The sequence below is a fragment of the Pseudomonas sp. HMSC063H08 genome, from assembly GCF_001813645.1.
In the GTDB taxonomy this organism is placed as follows: Bacteria; Pseudomonadota; Gammaproteobacteria; order Pseudomonadales; family Pseudomonadaceae; genus Pseudomonas; species Pseudomonas aeruginosa.
The window spans coordinates 390,258-404,561 of sequence record NZ_KV813540.1 but is presented as its reverse complement, the minus strand read 5'-3'; the positions used below and the strand labels follow the sequence as shown (position 1 = coordinate 404,561).

Annotated in this window: 12 protein-coding genes and 1 pseudogene; 10 read left to right on the top strand and 3 right to left on the bottom strand. The window is 63.6% G+C overall.

Annotated elements, in window-relative coordinates:
• The 5 genes and pseudogenes from HMPREF2924_RS24330 to HMPREF2924_RS24310 form a co-directional block, all read left to right on the top strand.
• Window positions 1-303, top strand: a pseudogene (locus tag HMPREF2924_RS24330) (hypothetical protein); the annotation flags it as partial.
• Complete coding sequence (locus HMPREF2924_RS24325; RefSeq protein ID WP_003133143.1) at window positions 300-2,009, top strand: esterase/lipase family protein; 1,710 nt, start codon at window positions 300-302, stop codon at window positions 2,007-2,009. The pseudogene HMPREF2924_RS24330 and the gene HMPREF2924_RS24325, both read left to right, overlap by 4 nt.
• On the top strand, window positions 2,006-3,148 hold the full coding sequence (locus HMPREF2924_RS24320; protein ID WP_003133145.1) for a T6SS immunity protein Tli4 family protein: 1,143 nt from the start codon (window positions 2,006-2,008) through the stop codon (window positions 3,146-3,148). Before HMPREF2924_RS24325 ends, HMPREF2924_RS24320 begins: the two co-directional genes overlap by 4 nt.
• 12 nt (window positions 3,149-3,160) lie before the next feature.
• Window positions 3,161-3,421 (top strand): PAAR domain-containing protein, encoded by a 261-nt coding sequence (locus HMPREF2924_RS24315; RefSeq protein WP_003083211.1) that lies wholly within the window; start codon window positions 3,161-3,163, stop codon window positions 3,419-3,421.
• A 682-nt stretch (window positions 3,422-4,103) separates the two neighbouring features.
• Window positions 4,104-5,471, top strand: a complete 1,368-nt coding sequence (locus HMPREF2924_RS24310) for a nucleobase:cation symporter-2 family protein (RefSeq protein ID WP_003083208.1) — start codon at window positions 4,104-4,106, stop codon at window positions 5,469-5,471.
• A gap of 92 nt (window positions 5,472-5,563) precedes the next feature.
• Here HMPREF2924_RS24310 and HMPREF2924_RS24305 read toward each other — a convergent pair whose 3' ends face one another.
• Window positions 5,564-5,893, bottom strand: coding sequence for a low molecular weight protein tyrosine phosphatase family protein (locus tag HMPREF2924_RS24305; protein WP_003087185.1), 330 nt, complete (start codon window positions 5,891-5,893; stop codon window positions 5,564-5,566).
• 184 nt (window positions 5,894-6,077) lie between these two features.
• Window positions 6,078-7,073: a GTP 3',8-cyclase MoaA gene (gene moaA, locus HMPREF2924_RS24300; RefSeq protein ID WP_003083204.1), complete on the bottom strand. Its 996-nt coding sequence runs from the start codon at window positions 7,071-7,073 to the stop codon at window positions 6,078-6,080.
• 235 nt (window positions 7,074-7,308) lie between these two features.
• Here moaA and HMPREF2924_RS24295 point away from each other — a divergent pair, with 235 nt between their 5' ends.
• Window positions 7,309-7,959, top strand: a complete 651-nt coding sequence (locus HMPREF2924_RS24295; protein ID WP_003087183.1) for a TetR/AcrR family transcriptional regulator — start codon at window positions 7,309-7,311, stop codon at window positions 7,957-7,959.
• Window positions 7,960-8,363: 404 nt separating this feature from the next.
• On the opposite strand, the gene HMPREF2924_RS24290 is transcribed toward HMPREF2924_RS24295, so the two are convergent.
• A complete protein-coding gene (locus HMPREF2924_RS24290) occupies window positions 8,364-8,795 on the bottom strand; it encodes a GlcG/HbpS family heme-binding protein (RefSeq protein WP_003083199.1) in 432 nt (143 codons plus the stop codon).
• Window positions 8,796-9,123: 328 nt separating this feature from the next.
• On the opposite strand from HMPREF2924_RS24290, the gene gcl reads away from it, so the two are divergent.
• From gcl to HMPREF2924_RS24270, 4 genes are all read left to right on the top strand, one after another.
• Window positions 9,124-10,899, top strand: coding sequence for a glyoxylate carboligase (gene gcl, locus HMPREF2924_RS24285; protein WP_003087182.1), 1,776 nt, complete (start codon window positions 9,124-9,126; stop codon window positions 10,897-10,899).
• Window positions 10,900-10,994: 95 nt separating this feature from the next.
• Window positions 10,995-11,777: a hydroxypyruvate isomerase gene (gene hyi / locus HMPREF2924_RS24280; protein ID WP_003133149.1), complete on the top strand. Its 783-nt coding sequence runs from the start codon at window positions 10,995-10,997 to the stop codon at window positions 11,775-11,777.
• Window positions 11,778-11,851: 74 nt separating this feature from the next.
• Complete coding sequence (locus HMPREF2924_RS24275) at window positions 11,852-12,742, top strand: 2-hydroxy-3-oxopropionate reductase (RefSeq protein WP_003087180.1); 891 nt, start codon at window positions 11,852-11,854, stop codon at window positions 12,740-12,742.
• A 296-nt stretch (window positions 12,743-13,038) separates the two neighbouring features.
• Window positions 13,039-14,304, top strand: coding sequence for a glycerate kinase type-2 family protein (locus HMPREF2924_RS24270; RefSeq protein WP_003133152.1), 1,266 nt, complete (start codon window positions 13,039-13,041; stop codon window positions 14,302-14,304).

Genomic DNA, 14,304 nt, shown 5'->3' with positions numbered 1-14,304 from the left:
CCCGGCAACTTCGTGGTCAAGGCGGCGAAGCACAGTCATGTCGGTCCCGCTCATGCATCGACCAGCTTCAACGCCTGGGATTCGACACCGTTCGATGACCGGTATGTCCTGCGCGACGAAGCCACGCTGGAGCCGTTACCCAATATCGCCGTTGAAGTGATACGAGGCGATGGTGGTGTGGTGAAACTGATGACCGACAGCCAGGGCCGTTTACCCAAGCAACAACACCTGGCCATGGACCCGGTGCAGATACGCATCCTGGGCAAGGGCAGTCACAACAGCGACACGGAGTCCAACACATGAGCAGCGAACCGCTCGAGCCGAATCAGGATGTGATCATCCCTCGCTCTCGCGACAGTCTGGGACGGCCTGTCTACAAGGCGCAGTTGACCCGTACCGACAACCAGAGCGAAAAGGTGGCACTGATTCGGCAGACCGCTCCCCTGCCGGTGATCTTCATTCCGGGGATCATGGGAACCAACCTGCGCAACAAGGCAGATAAAAGCGAGGTCTGGAGGCCGCCGAATGGTCTGTGGCCCATGGATGACCTGTTTGCCTCCATCGGTGCGTTGTGGACTTGGGCCTGGAGGGGTCCAAAGGCCCGTCAGGAGCTCCTGAAGGCTGAGCAAGTAGAAGTCGATGACCAGGGTACGATCGATGTCGGTCAATCTGGTTTGTCCGAAGAAGCTGCCCACCTGCGCGGCTGGGGCAAGGTCATGCGCAGTGCGTATAACCCGGTCATGGGATTAATGGAGAGGCGACTGGATAACATCGTCAGCCGGCGGGAACTCCAGGCATGGTGGAATGACGAAGCCCTCTCTCCTCCTGGAGATCAGGGTAAGGAGCAGGGAAAGGTGGGGCCGATCGATGAAGAGGAATTGCTCAGGGCCAGCCGATACCAGTTCGATGTCTGGTGCGCCGGCTATAACTGGCTACAGTCCAACCGGCAGTCGGCGCTGGATGTACGCGACTATATCGAGAATACCGTGTTGCCTTTCTACCAAAAGGAGTGCGGTCTCGATCCCGAGCAGGTGAGACGTATGAAGGTCATTCTGGTCACCCATTCGATGGGAGGGCTGGTGGCTCGCGCCCTGACGCAGTTGCACGGCTATGAGCGCGTATTGGGGGTGGTGCATGGCGTACAACCTGCGACGGGTTCCTCGACCATCTACCATCATATGCGCTGTGGCTATGAAGGTATCGCACAGGTCGTGCTGGGGCGAAATGCCGGTGAAGTGACAGCCATTGTCGCCAATTCGGCCGGCGCGCTGGAATTGGCCCCTAGCGCGGAATACCGGGAAGGGCGTCCTTGGCTATTTCTGTGCGACGCGCAGGGGCAGGTGCTCAAGGATATCGATGGAAAGCCTCGGGCTTATCCGCAGAATCAGGACCCTTATGAAGAGATATACAAGAACACTACGTGGTATGGATTGGTGCCTGAGCAAAATTCACAATATCTAGACATGTCAGACAAAAAAGAAGGTTTAAGAGTTAGCCCCCGTGATAACTTTGAAGACTTGATAGATAGCATTGCTAATTTTCATGGTGAATTGTCAGCAGCAGGATATCACTCAGAGACCTATGCCCATTACGGAGCTGACGATAGCCGCCATAGTTGGCGCGACCTGATCTGGAAGGGTGACCCTACCCCTCTGGAGACCCCTGGTGCCACACTCAACGACGATGAGAACGGCACTTACAACAGTTGGTTCCGCCGGGGCTTGCCCACCATAGTGCAGGGTCCGCTGGAGACGGGAAATCCTCTGGACGCTTCCGGTAGCGGAGGTGACGAAACGGTACCGACCGACTCCGGCCAGGCGCCTGCCCTGGCGGGCGTCAAGGCCAGCTTTCGGCATGGCAGCAAGGGCAAGGGACAGGCCAATACCAAACGGGGCTATGAGCACCAGGAGAGTTACAACGATGCTCGTGCCCAATGGGCAGCGCTATATGGTGTGATCAAAATCACCCAGTTGGCGGATTGGCATCCTAATGACAAAGGAGGGACATGATGCATCCCCGTCGGTTGCTTGCTGTACTTGGAGTGGTGGTCTTGACCAGCATGACCAGTTGCACTTCGTTTTCTTCTTCTCGGAGCTCTTCCATGGACAAGACCGGATGGATTACTCATTGCTTTGGTCGCTTTCTGATTGATCTGCCACCTGACGCGGTAATCAATGCCGGATACTACCTATGGGGAGACAGAATTGAGTACTTAGATGATAAACCTACCGAACTGGCAGCCAGGGTTGATCGTCTTGAACAAGAGTGGAGGACTCAGAGACATAAATCCAAAGGCAACATGCTTCTTCGTAAAATTGACTTTGGCAATGAATCAGTAGGTTTATTGTCTTGGTCTTCAGAGGTTGCCTCTAAAACCTATTTATTGGATACCTATGTTACATCTAAGCCTACGTGGCATGCCTATCGTTGGAAAGGGAAAGTTTCGGTAGACAGAGAGCAACATGCTGTGGAGATATCTAGGGCTTTAGCTCGAAATCTACGTTCTCGCGCGCCAAAAGAAATCCCCAGCGAGCCGGGCTTTTGCATCGACCACGCTTATATTGCAGGGGATAGTTTTCAAGTGGAGAGGTTTGGAGTGGGAGTCACTTTCCCTGAGCACCCCGGCGCGCGCTTTGAATTCCGCTCCTCCACGGGAGCTGAGCTAAACAGCCTTCTTGAGCGAGTCGACGGCTTCGTGCAAAACATGCTCTCCACGTTTGCAGGCATGGAAAGGTTAAGAAAAGGAAAGCATCCTGTCGGGGGCCTTCCTGGAGAGGAATATCTGGTTGCGGGAAGCGATAAGGGGCAGCGCGGCTATACCTTCATGTGGGAGGTTCAAGGCAAGGAGGAATCGCTAACCGAGCCCCATCTTACTGCGGGACTGGCGGTACTGGAACGCAGCAATGAAAACGGTAAACCACCGCCCCCTGCCTTCAAATCGGACAAAGAGGCTTTGGAACTGTGGGACGCCATTGTCGATTCGATCCGCGTGCGCCCGACGTCTTCATCGCCGCGTGGCGGAAATGCCGGTCCTTCCCCTGCTCCGAAACCCGCTACGCCTGGCGGCCAAACGCTCGGTGATGACTATGTCTATGAGGAATTCCTCTCTAGCCTGAAGCCAAAAGACAGCTGGCTGGACGACCTATAGGAGCAACCCGCGATGGACATCATTCGCCTTGGCGACACCACCAGCCATGGAGGCACGGTGATTGAGGCGTTCGGCCAGACCGACCTGAACGGCAAGCCGATGGCCGGTGTAGGCCACCAAGTGGTTTGCCCCTTGTGCAAGGGAACCTTCCCCATTACCGAAGGTAGCGCCCTGCTGGATGTGAATGGGGTCCCGGTCGCGCTACATGGGATGAAAACAGCTTGTGGTGCCAGCCTGATTGCCAGTGGCCCGTTGGGCGCTGCCGAAAACTGAAAAAGGGGGACGTTCGATATGCCGAAAGACTTCGGCGACCTCCTTCGTGCCTCTCCTGTAGAACGCTCAGGAAAACTCCGCCGGCTTCTTGCCCAGCCTGACCTGCCCCGAGCCTTGGCACGTTGGCCAGTCTGCCGTTGTGCACTCCAGCAAGCGCTGGCGGCATTCTCTTTGCTCGTTGAGCGTCTCCATTGCCGCCAGGATCTACTGGCGCTCAGATAGCCGGTTGCTCTCGCGCACGTCGCTGCTTGTAGTCGCCAATGCAAGCAGGCGTTCCGCAAAGCCCCATGGCTGATCCCGGGCGACAGGGTTCAAGGCCTTGCTGCACCAGGCTTGCGCTCACTGAGGTAGTGGTCGCTGAAAACTCCCAGCGGCTAGAGCACGTCGGCTATCCGACCAATGTCGTACACCGCCGGGCGTCCCGGGGGTAGCCGGCGCCAGTTCTATGGATACAGTGGAAGCAGCTCTGGAAAGCCTGTAGTAGACCGATTGGTCAACTACAAAAAATTACTTTGTATACAAAAAATCGATTGAATCGAGCACACAACGGGGATATAAAACACCCCACCGCATCGCCCTGAAGCCTGGGGTGGATGTTCGGCCAGAAATACCCGGCCGCCGGAACCTGCCTTTTCCGGTGTCCGCCTGCGACTGACAACAATAAAAACGCCTGAGGTGTTGCATGTCCGTGGTAACTGATCGCCGCATCCCCGACTCGCCCGTAGACCAGCGCCTGCCTCTGACGCAGCTGCTGCTGGTGGGCTTCCAGCATGTGTTGCTGATGTACGGTGGCGCCGTCGCCGTGCCTCTGATCGTCGGCCAGGCGGCCGGCCTCTCGCGCGAAGAAATCGCCTTCCTGATCAACGCCGACCTGCTGGTCGCCGGCATCGCCACCCTGGTCCAGTCGCTGGGCATCGGCCCGATGGGCATCCGCATGCCGGTTATGATGGGCGCCAGCTTCGCCGCCGTCGGCAGCATGGTGGCGATGGCCGGGATGCCCGGCGTGGGCATCACCGGGATCTTCGGCGCGACCATCGCCGCCGGTTTCTTCGGCATGCTCATCGCCCCCTTCATGTCGCGCATCGTGCGTTTCTTCCCACCGCTGGTGACCGGCACGGTGATCACCTCGATCGGCATGTGCCTGTTCCCGGTGGCGATCAACTGGGCCGGCGGCGGCAAAGGCGCGGAAGACTTCGGCTCCCTGCACTTCCTGTTCCTCTCCAGCCTGGTGCTCTGCACCATCCTCCTGATCAACCGCTTCATGCGCGGTTTCTGGGTCAACATCTCGGTGCTGATGGGCATGGGCCTGGGCTACGCGATCGCCGGCGGCATGGGCATGGTCGACCTCGGCGGTCTGGCCGAGCGCCCCTGGTTCGACATCGTCACCCCGCTGCACTTCGGCGCGCCGACCTTCGACCTGGCGCCGATCCTGTCGATGTGCCTGGTGGTAGTGATCATCTTCGTCGAGTCCACCGGCATGTTCCTCGCCCTGGGCAAGATCACCGGCCGCGAGATCACCCCGACCGAACTGCGCCGCGGCCTGCTCTGCGACGCCGGCGCCTCGTTCTTCGCCGGTTTCCTGAACACCTTCACCCATTCCTCGTTCGCCCAGAACATCGGTCTGGTGCAGATGACCGGGGTGCGCAGCCGCTACGTCACGGTGGCCGCCGCCGGTTTCCTGATCCTCCTCAGCATGCTGCCCAAGGCCGCCTTCCTGGTCGCCTCGATCCCGCCGGCGGTACTCGGCGGCGCCGGCATCGCCATGTTCGGCATGGTCGCCGCCAGCGGCATCCAGATCCTCCACGAGGCCAACATCACCGACCGCCGCAACCAGTTGCTGGTGGCGGTAAGCATCGGCATGGGCATGGTGCCGGTGGTGCGCCCGGACTTCTTCGCCCGCCTGCCGGTCTGGATGGAGCCGATCACCCATAGCGGCATCGCCATGACCGCGATCTGGGCGGTGGTGCTGAACCTGCTGTTCAACATCCTCAGCCGCAACGACCGCAGCCACTTGTGCGGCAGCCACGCGCCGGCGCCCAAGCACTCCTGACTCCCTGGCGGACCGGCGACACTCCCGGTCCGCCCTTCCCTCGGGCCGGACTTCGTCCGGCTTCTTTTTTTTCCGCTCGCGGTCCGCACCACTCAGTCCCGCCGAAGGAAAGGCCCCGCCTTGCGCTCCAGCAGATGCAGCAATTCCGCCTGCATGTAGGCGTAGTCGTCCGGGATATCCAGGCAGACCAGGCGCTTGCCTTTCATCGCCGCGGCGTGCCGGCGCAGCAGAGCCTGCCGGTGGCGGCGCTCCATGACGACGACCAGCGTCGCCCACTCCAGTTGCTCGCGCTCCAGGGGCGTCTCGGCGTCCGCCGCCAGCCCGGCGGAATCGGTCTCGACGCCCGGCCAGTCGGCGAACAGCCGTTCGGCGCTGGGACTACGCAGGCGGTTGCGGCTGCAGATGAACAGGACCCGGTGCATGGGAGGCTTTCCTTTGCTGGCGCGGCAGGCAGCATGACGTCTTCGCCGCGTTTCGGCGTTGCGCCGCGTCGCTTTTCCCGGGACGGGGCAGCGAGCGGTGCGTGCCGGAACACGGTCGCCCGGGTGGCATGGGAGAGGAAGCGGCGGATGGCGCCGTTGGTGCCATCGCCCCAGGAGGATACCGTCAGCCGCCGGTCATGCTCATGAAACGCAGCACCTGGACCTGCTCCTGGGCGTCGAAGTGATGCCGCTCCGGCTTCAGGTTCAGCGCCGCCACCAGTGCCGCGCTCAGGCGCTCGCGGTCGCCGGGATGGCTGCGCAGCAGTTCGCGCAGGTCGAGCGCCCCCTCGTGGCCGAGGCAGAGCACCAGCTTGCCCTCGGCGGTGACGCGCACGCGGTTGCAGTCGCCGCAGAAATTATTGCTGTGAGGTGAGATGAAGCCGATCCGGCTGGGCTCGTCGCCGATCTGGTAATACCGCGACGGCCCGCCGCTGCGCGCCAGGCTCGGGGTCAGCGGCCAGCGGCGCTCGATGATCGCCCGGACTTCGTCGCTGGTGCAGAGAGTCAGTTCGCGACGGTGGCTGGTGATGCTGCCCAGCGGCATTTCCTCGATGAAACTGATGTCCAACTGGTTGGCCAGGGCGTACTCGACCAGGTCGAGGATCTCGTCGTCGTTGCGGCCCTTCTGTACCACGCAGTTCAGCTTGATCCGCTCGAAACCGGCTTCGCGCGCCGCCTGGATGCCGTCCAGCACCTGCTCCAGGCGATCGCTACGGGTGAAGGCGGCGAAGCGTTCGCGCTGCAGCGAGTCGAGGCTGACGTTGAGGCGGCGGACGCCGGCGGCCTTCAGCTCGGCGGCGCGCTCGCGCAGTTGCGAACCGTTGGTGGTGATCGCCAGGTCTTCCAGTTCCGCACGCTGCCCCAGGCGTGCCAGCAGGCCGGTGATGCCCTTGCGCACCAGCGGCTCGCCGCCGGTGATACGAATGCGCCGCACGCCGAGGCCGATGAAGGCGTCGGCCACCGCGTACAGTTCTTCCAGGCTGAGGACCTGGTCGCGGGGAAGGAACTGCATGTCTTCGCTCATGCAGTAGGTGCAGCGGAAGTCGCAGCGATCCGTCACCGACAGGCGCAGGTAGGTGATGCGACGGCCGAAGGGATCGACCAGGCGGGAATCGGACATAGTGACTCGTTCTGTTCCGGGGGGCTCGCCCGGCGCTCGGTGGGTGAGTGCGAGCGGGCGACTCGATACCCCTAACGAATACTCCAAATACCGGGAAATGTATAGGGCAAATGAACCGGCGGGTCAGGATTTCCCGGGCCTCCGCCTCGCTCGCACCTTGCTTGAGGGGCGCTCCGGGCGGGTGCTACCATCCTCGGCTTCCTGCCGCCGTTGCAGCAATGAAGAACAAGGACTGATGACCAGCATCCGCGAGCGCAACAAGCGCCTGATCCTCCGCGCCGCCAGCGAGGAATTCGCCGACAAGGGCTTCGCGGCGACCAAGACCAGCGACATCGCCGCCCGCGCCGGCCTGCCCAAGCCCAACGTCTACTACTACTTCCAGTCCAAGGAAAACCTCTATCGCTGCGTGCTGGAAAGCATCGTCGAGCCGCTGCTGCAAGCGTCGGCGCCGTTCCGCGTGGAAGACGACCCGCTGCTCGCCCTGCCCGCCTACATCCGCTCGAAGATCCGCATCTCCCGCGAGCTGCCGCATGCCTCCAAGGTCTTCGCCAGCGAGATCATGCACGGCGCGCCGCACCTGCCGAAGGAATACCTCGACGAACTGAACGCCCAGGCCCAGCGCAACGTCACCTGCCTGCAGACCTGGATCGACCGTGGCCAGCTCGCCCCGGTGGACCCGCATCACCTGCTCTTCGCCATCTGGGCGGCGACCCAGACCTATGCCGACTTCGATTGGCAGATTTCCATCGTCACCGGCAAGGAACAGCTCAGCGACGCCGACTACGACGCTGCGGTGGAAACCATCACCCGCCTGGTCCTGAAAGGCTGCACGCCCGACGGGCAATCCGGCAAGAGCGCCGGCCGGCTTCGGCCGCTGCCGCTCTGACCCGCCGCGGCACGCTCAATCGCGTGCCGCCCCCGCCCCAGCGCCGGCTTCGCACCGAGCGGCGTGACGCGGTATTCGACCCGCGGCGGCAGCTCCGCATACACCTCGCCTGGACGTTATCGGCGGAGTTGCTCGAGCACGGTATCCGGGTCAACGCCCTGAGCCCGGGGCCGACCCGGACGCCAGCGCTGGACAAGGCCGCTACCGATCTCGAGGCCGCCCAGGCGCTGAGGGAGAAGATTGGCCGGGACGCCTGGGGGAGCCGCTGGAGATCGCCAGTGCCGCGCTATTCCTGACCTCGAACGAGCCCCGCTGCAGGTATGGCACGGAAATCCTGGTGGATGGCGGCGTACGCCATCTGAAGAAGGGAGCGAAGGCCCGGTCCTGGTGAACGGGCCGCAAGCTCAACCGGCGTCGGGTACCAGCCCGACCGCCAGCACGCCCTGGATCGCGCATTGCTCGTCGATATCCGAGGTATCGCCGCTGATACCGACCGCGCCGACCACCTCTGCCTTGTCGTTGCGAATCAACACCCCGCCCGGCGCCGGAACCAGATTGCCATGGGCCAGGGTGTTCACCGCGGAAATGAACGAAGGCCGCTGCTGTGCATCCGCCGCCAGCAGCCGCGACGACTTGCCCAGGGCCACGGCGCCCCAGGCCTTGCCGATGGCGATCTGCGGTCGCAGCATGCTGGCGCCGTCCTCGCGCTGCAGCGCCACCAGGTGGCCGCCAGCATCGAGCACCGCGATGGTCAGGGGCGCGGTGGACAGCTCGCGCCCCACCGCCAGCGCCTGGCGGGTAATGCCCAGCGCGGTTTCCAGACTGATGGTGGTCATGGTCGTTCCTCTCGAGTTGTTAAGGCTAGAAATCGGGAAACCACCCGCGATGCGGGCGCGTTCGAAAATTTGTACCCAATCTAGTAGCCGACCGGCCCTACGAAAGCAACATTCCAGAACAATGTGAACATAATTTTGTATACATTTTTTCAAACGCTGGTTTTATAAGCCTGCTAACAAAAATGTTAATTCATTGTTTTTATTAAGGAAAAATTGATTTCAGTGGCTTTTTCCAGCGTATACAACCCATCTTGACCTTGCGCTCCCCCTCTGCCTAGAATCGTTCCAACTTTTGTACACAATTAGTATAAGAACGAGGAACAAAACGATGGCCAGAATGAGAGCAATCGAAGCCGCCGTACTGGTGATGCGCCGCGAAGGCGTGGATACCGCGTTCGGCGTCCCCGGTGCCGCGATCAACCCCATGTACGCCGCGCTGAAGAAGATCGGCGGCATCGACCATGTCCTGGCCCGTCACGTCGAAGGCGCCTCGCACATGGCCGAGGGCTACACCCGTACCAAGGCCGGCAACATCGGCGTCTGCATCGGCACCTCCGGCCCTGCCGGCACCGACATGATCACCGGCCTCTACTCCGCCTCCGCCGACTCCATCCCGATTCTCTGCATTACCGGCCAGGCACCGCGCGCGCGCCTGCACAAGGAAGACTTCCAGGCGGTCGACATCTCCAGCATCGCCGCGCCGGTGGCCAAGTGGGCGACCACCGTGCTGGAACCGGCCCAGGTCCCCTACGTATTCCAGAAGGCCTTCCAGCTGATGCGCAGCGACCGGCCCGGCCCGGTACTGATCGACCTGCCGTTCGACGTACAGATGGCCGAGATCGAGTTCGACATCGACGCCTACGAGCCCCTCCCGGTGAGCAAGCCGAAGGCCACCCGGGTCCAGGCCGAGAAGGTCCTGGCCATGCTCGACGAAGCCGAGCGCCCGCTGCTGGTGGCCGGCGGCGGCATCTTCAACGCCGACGCCGCCGAGCGCTTCCGCGAATTCGCCGAGCTGACCGGCATCCCGGTGATCCCGACCCTGATGGGCTGGGGCGTAATCCCCGACGACCACCCGCAGATGGCCGGCATGGTCGGCCTGCAGACCTCGCACCGCTACGGCAACGCCACCCTGCTGGAATCCGACCTGGTGCTCGGCATCGGCAACCGCTGGGCCAACCGCCACACCGGCAGCGTCGAGGTCTATACCGAAGGTCGCCGCTTCATCCATGTCGACATCGAACCGACCCAGATCGGCCGGGTGTTCATGCCCGACCTGGGCATCGTCTCCGACGCCGGCGCCGCCCTCGACGCATTCCTCGAAGTGGCCCGCGAGTGGAAGGCCGCCGGCAAGCTGAAGTCGCGCGCCGCCTGGCTGGAAAGCTGCCAGCAGCGCAAACGCACGCTGCAGCGCAAGACCCACTTCGACAACGTGCCGGTGAAACCGCAGCGCGTCTACGAAGAGATGAACGAGTTCTTCGGCAAGGATGCCTGCTACGTCAGCACCATCGGCCTGTCGCAGATCGCCGGCGCACAGTTCCTCCACGTCTACCAACCGCGCCACTGGATCAACTGCGGCCAGGCCGGCCCGCTGGGCTGGACCATTCCCGCCGCGCTGGGGGTGGTCAAGGCCGACCCGAGCCGCCAGGTGGTGGCGCTCTCCGGCGACTACGACTTCCAGTTCATGATCGAGGAACTGGCGGTCGGCGCGCAGTTCAAGCTGCCCTATATCCACGTACTGGTGAACAACTCCTACCTGGGCCTGATCCGCCAGGCGCAGCGCGGCTTCGACATGGACTATTGCGTGCAGCTGGCCTTCGACAACATCAACGCCCCCGAGCTGGAAGGCTACGGCGTCGACCACGTCGCGGTGGTCGAGGGCCTGGGCTGCAAGGCGATCCGGGTGTTCGACCCGAACGAGATCGGCGCCGCCCTGGCCAAGGCCCGCGAACTGATGCAGCAGCACCAGGTGCCGGTGGTGGTCGAGGTGATCCTGGAGCGCGTCACCAACATCTCCATGGGTACCGAGATCAACGCCATCAACGAGTTCGAGGAACTGGCCGAGAAAGGCGCCGACGCGCCGACCGCCATCTCGCTGCTCGACTGATCGCCGGCCTTTCCCGGAGGCGCGGACGGTGCGTGCGGCACCCCGCCCCCGGCGAAAGGCCTCCCGAACGTTTGACCGAACGATAGGAGCAAGACATGCCCCGTTTCTGCGCCAACCTGTCCATGCTGTTCACCGAGGTGGATTTCCTCGAACGCTTCGACGCCGCCGCCAAGGCCGGCTTCGCCGGCGTCGAGTACCTCTTCCCCTATGACGTCGAGGCCGAGGCGATCAAGGCCCGCCTGGAAGCCAACGGCCTGGAGCAGGTGCTGTTCAACCTGCCGGCCGGCGACTGGGCCAAGGGCGAGCGCGGCATCGCCTGCCACCCGGATCGGGTCCAGGAGTTCCACGAGGGGGTCGACAAGGCCATCGCCTACGCCAGGGTGCTGGGCAACCGCCAGGTGAACTGCCTCGCCGGGATCCGGCCGCAGGGGCACGACTGCGCCAGCGTCGAGAAGACCTTCGTCGACAACCTGCGCTACGCCGCCGACAAGCTGGAAGCCGCAGGCATCCGCCTGGTCATGGAGATGATCAACACCCTCGACATCCCCGGCTTCTACCTGCAGAACACCCGCCAGGCCCTGGAGATCCGCGACAAGGTCGGCAGCGCCAACCTGTTCCTGCAATACGACATCTATCACATGCAGATCATGGAAGGCGACCTGGCCCGCACCCTGGAAAACCAGTTGGCGGCGATCAACCACGTGCAACTCGCCGACAACCCCGGCCGCCACGAACCGGGCACCGGCGAGATCAACTACCGCTTCCTCTTCGAGCACCTGGACCGCATCGGCTACCAGGGCTGGATCGGCTGCGAGTACAAGCCGGCCACCACCACCGAAGCCGGCCTCGGCTGGATGAAGACGCACAACGTCGTCTGATCCGCACCCACGAACAAGACGCTCCCGCTTCCCTGCGCGGAGCCACTCGACAGACAGAACCAGGAGACACTCTCATGGCCAAGATCGGATTCATCGGCACCGGAATCATGGGCAAGCCCATGGCGCAGAACCTGCAGAAGGCCGGCCACAGCCTGTTCCTTTCCACCCACCACGACGCCGCTCCGGCCGACCTGCTGGAGGCCGGCGCCATTGCCCTGGCCAACCCGAAGGAAGTGGCCCAGGAAGCCGAGTTCATCATCGTCATGGTGCCGGACACCCCGCAGGTCGAGGATGTGCTGTTCCGCAAGGACGGTATCGCCGAGGGCGTCGGCCCGAACAAGGTGGTGATCGACATGAGTTCGATCTCCCCCACCGCCACCAAGGGCTTCGCCGAGAAGATCAAGGCTACCGGCGCGCAGTACCTGGACGCCCCGGTCTCCGGCGGCGAGGTCGGCGCCAAGGCGGCGACCCTGAGCATCATGGTCGGCGGCTGCCCGAACACCTTCGAACGCGCCTTGCCGCTGTTCCAGGCGATGGGCAAGAACATCACCCGCGTCGGCGGCAACGGCGACGGCCAGACCGCCAAGGTGGCCAACCAGATCATCGTCGCGCTGAACATCCAGGCGGTCGCCGAGGCCCTGCTGTTCGCCGCCCGCAACGGCGCCGATCCGGCCAAGGTGCGCGAGGCGCTGATGGGTGGCTTCGCCTCCTCGCGGATCCTCGAGGTGCACGGCGAACGCATGGTCAAGGGCACCTTCGACCCGGGCTTCCGCATCAGCCTGCACCAGAAGGACCTCAACCTGGCCCTGGCCGGCGCCCGCGAGCTGAACCTGAACCTGCCCAACACCGCCAACGCCCAGCAGGTGTTCAGCACCTGCGCGGCCATCGGCGGCAGTAACTGGGACCACTCGGCGCTGATCAAGGGCCTGGAGCACATGGCCAACTTCTCGATCCGCGACGAGTGATCCGCAGTCCGCGCGGGCCGTCACCCCGCGCGGAGCGACGAACCCCTTTTCGAAGGGCTCGGGGAGAGGAACGGTCGGCGAACTCCGGTGTTCGCCGCCGCCCTCTTCCTTCCCCGCCCACAAGGCGGGGTAAAGGAAGCGAACGCCCGGCCGGGAGATTCACGGCCTCTGCGTCCGGGCGCCTCGCTTCCATTCCCCAGTTCCCGCCGGCGCGGGTGCTGCGGAATGGAAGCGTCGACGACGCTGCGACCGCCGGCCCGACCGGCGGCACGACAACAAGAAATTCGGAGCCTGTCATGAGTACCGATCCACGCGCCTTTCTCACCGAGCTGTTCAATACCGCGGTGGCAGCCGGCCATCCCTACCAGGTGCTGGCCGACCACCTGCCGGAAGATCGCAGCGGGCGCGCCATCGTCATCGGTGCCGGCAAGGCCGCCGGAGCCATGGCCGAAGTGGTGGAGAAGCACTGGCAGGGCGAGATCCAGGGCCTGGTAGTGGCGCCTTACCGCTACGGCGCGCAATGCAGTCGCATCGAGGTGGTGGAAGCCTCCCATCCGGTGCCCGACGACGCCGGCGAGCGCGTCGCCCGTCGTGTGCTGGAACTGATCAGCGGCCTGAACGAGAGCGACCGGGTGATCTTCCTTCTCTCCGGCGGCGGTTCCGCACTGCTTTCGCTGCCTGCCGAAGGCATCGACCTGGCGGACAAGCAGGCGGTGAACAAGGCGCTGCTCAAGTCCGGCGCCGCCATCGGCGAGATGAACTGCGTGCGCAAGCACCTCTCGGCGATCAAGGGCGGTCGCCTGGCCAAGGCCTGCTGGCCGGCCAGCGTCTACACCTACGCGATTTCCGACGTTCCCGGCGACGAGGCCACGGTGATCGCCTCCGGCCCCAGCGTCGGCGACCCGACCACCTCCGCCGACGCCCTGGCGATCCTCAGGCGCTACGCCATCGACGTGCCGCAGAACGTCCTCGACTGGCTCGCCGACCCGCGTTCGGAAACCGTCAAGCCCGACGACCCGTGCCTGGCGCGCAGCCACTTCCAGTTGATCGCCACGCCACAGAACGCCCTCGACGCAGCAGCGGTGAAGTGCCGCGCGGCCGGCTTCTCGACGCTGATCCTCGGCGACCTGGAGGGCGAAGCGCGGGAAGTCGCCAAGGTCCACGCCGGCATCGCCCGGCAGATCCGCAAGCACGGCCAGCCGCTGGCGGCGCCCTGCGTGATCCTCTCCGGCGGCGAGACCACCGTCACCGTGCGCGGCAACGGTCGCGGCGGACGCAACGCCGAGTTCCTCCTCAGCCTCACCGCCGAGCTAAAGGGCGAACCGAACATCTGGGCCCTGGCCGGCGACACCGACGGCATCGACGGCTCGGAAGACAACGCCGGCGCGCTGATGACGCCCTGCTCCCATGCGCGCGGCGAAAAGGCCGGGCTGAAGATCCGCGACGAGCTCGACGACAACAACGGCTACGGCTATTTCCAGACCCTCGGCGACCTGCTGGTGACCGGACCGACCCGCACCAACGTGAACGACTTCCGCGCCATTCTCATCCTCGAGTCCTGA

Excerpts from the sequence above, each read along its gene's own strand:
- HMPREF2924_RS24325 (WP_003133143.1), top strand. The coding sequence starts at position 300 with ATGAGCAGCGAACCGCTCGAGCCGAATCAGGATGTGATCATCCCTCGC.
- HMPREF2924_RS24320 (WP_003133145.1), top strand. The coding sequence starts at position 2,006 with ATGATGCATCCCCGTCGGTTGCTTGCTGTACTTGGAGTGGTGGTCTTG.
- HMPREF2924_RS24315 (WP_003083211.1), top strand. The coding sequence starts at position 3,161 with ATGGACATCATTCGCCTTGGCGACACCACCAGCCATGGAGGCACGGTG.
- HMPREF2924_RS24310 (WP_003083208.1), top strand. The coding sequence starts at position 4,104 with ATGTCCGTGGTAACTGATCGCCGCATCCCCGACTCGCCCGTAGACCAG.
- HMPREF2924_RS24305 (WP_003087185.1), bottom strand. The coding sequence starts at position 5,893 with ATGCACCGGGTCCTGTTCATCTGCAGCCGCAACCGCCTGCGTAGTCCC.
- moaA (WP_003083204.1), bottom strand. The coding sequence starts at position 7,073 with ATGTCCGATTCCCGCCTGGTCGATCCCTTCGGCCGTCGCATCACCTAC.
- HMPREF2924_RS24295 (WP_003087183.1), top strand. The coding sequence starts at position 7,309 with ATGACCAGCATCCGCGAGCGCAACAAGCGCCTGATCCTCCGCGCCGCC.
- HMPREF2924_RS24290 (WP_003083199.1), bottom strand. The coding sequence starts at position 8,795 with ATGACCACCATCAGTCTGGAAACCGCGCTGGGCATTACCCGCCAGGCG.
- gcl (WP_003087182.1), top strand. The coding sequence starts at position 9,124 with ATGGCCAGAATGAGAGCAATCGAAGCCGCCGTACTGGTGATGCGCCGC.
- hyi (WP_003133149.1), top strand. The coding sequence starts at position 10,995 with ATGCCCCGTTTCTGCGCCAACCTGTCCATGCTGTTCACCGAGGTGGAT.
- HMPREF2924_RS24275 (WP_003087180.1), top strand. The coding sequence starts at position 11,852 with ATGGCCAAGATCGGATTCATCGGCACCGGAATCATGGGCAAGCCCATG.
- HMPREF2924_RS24270 (WP_003133152.1), top strand. The coding sequence starts at position 13,039 with ATGAGTACCGATCCACGCGCCTTTCTCACCGAGCTGTTCAATACCGCG.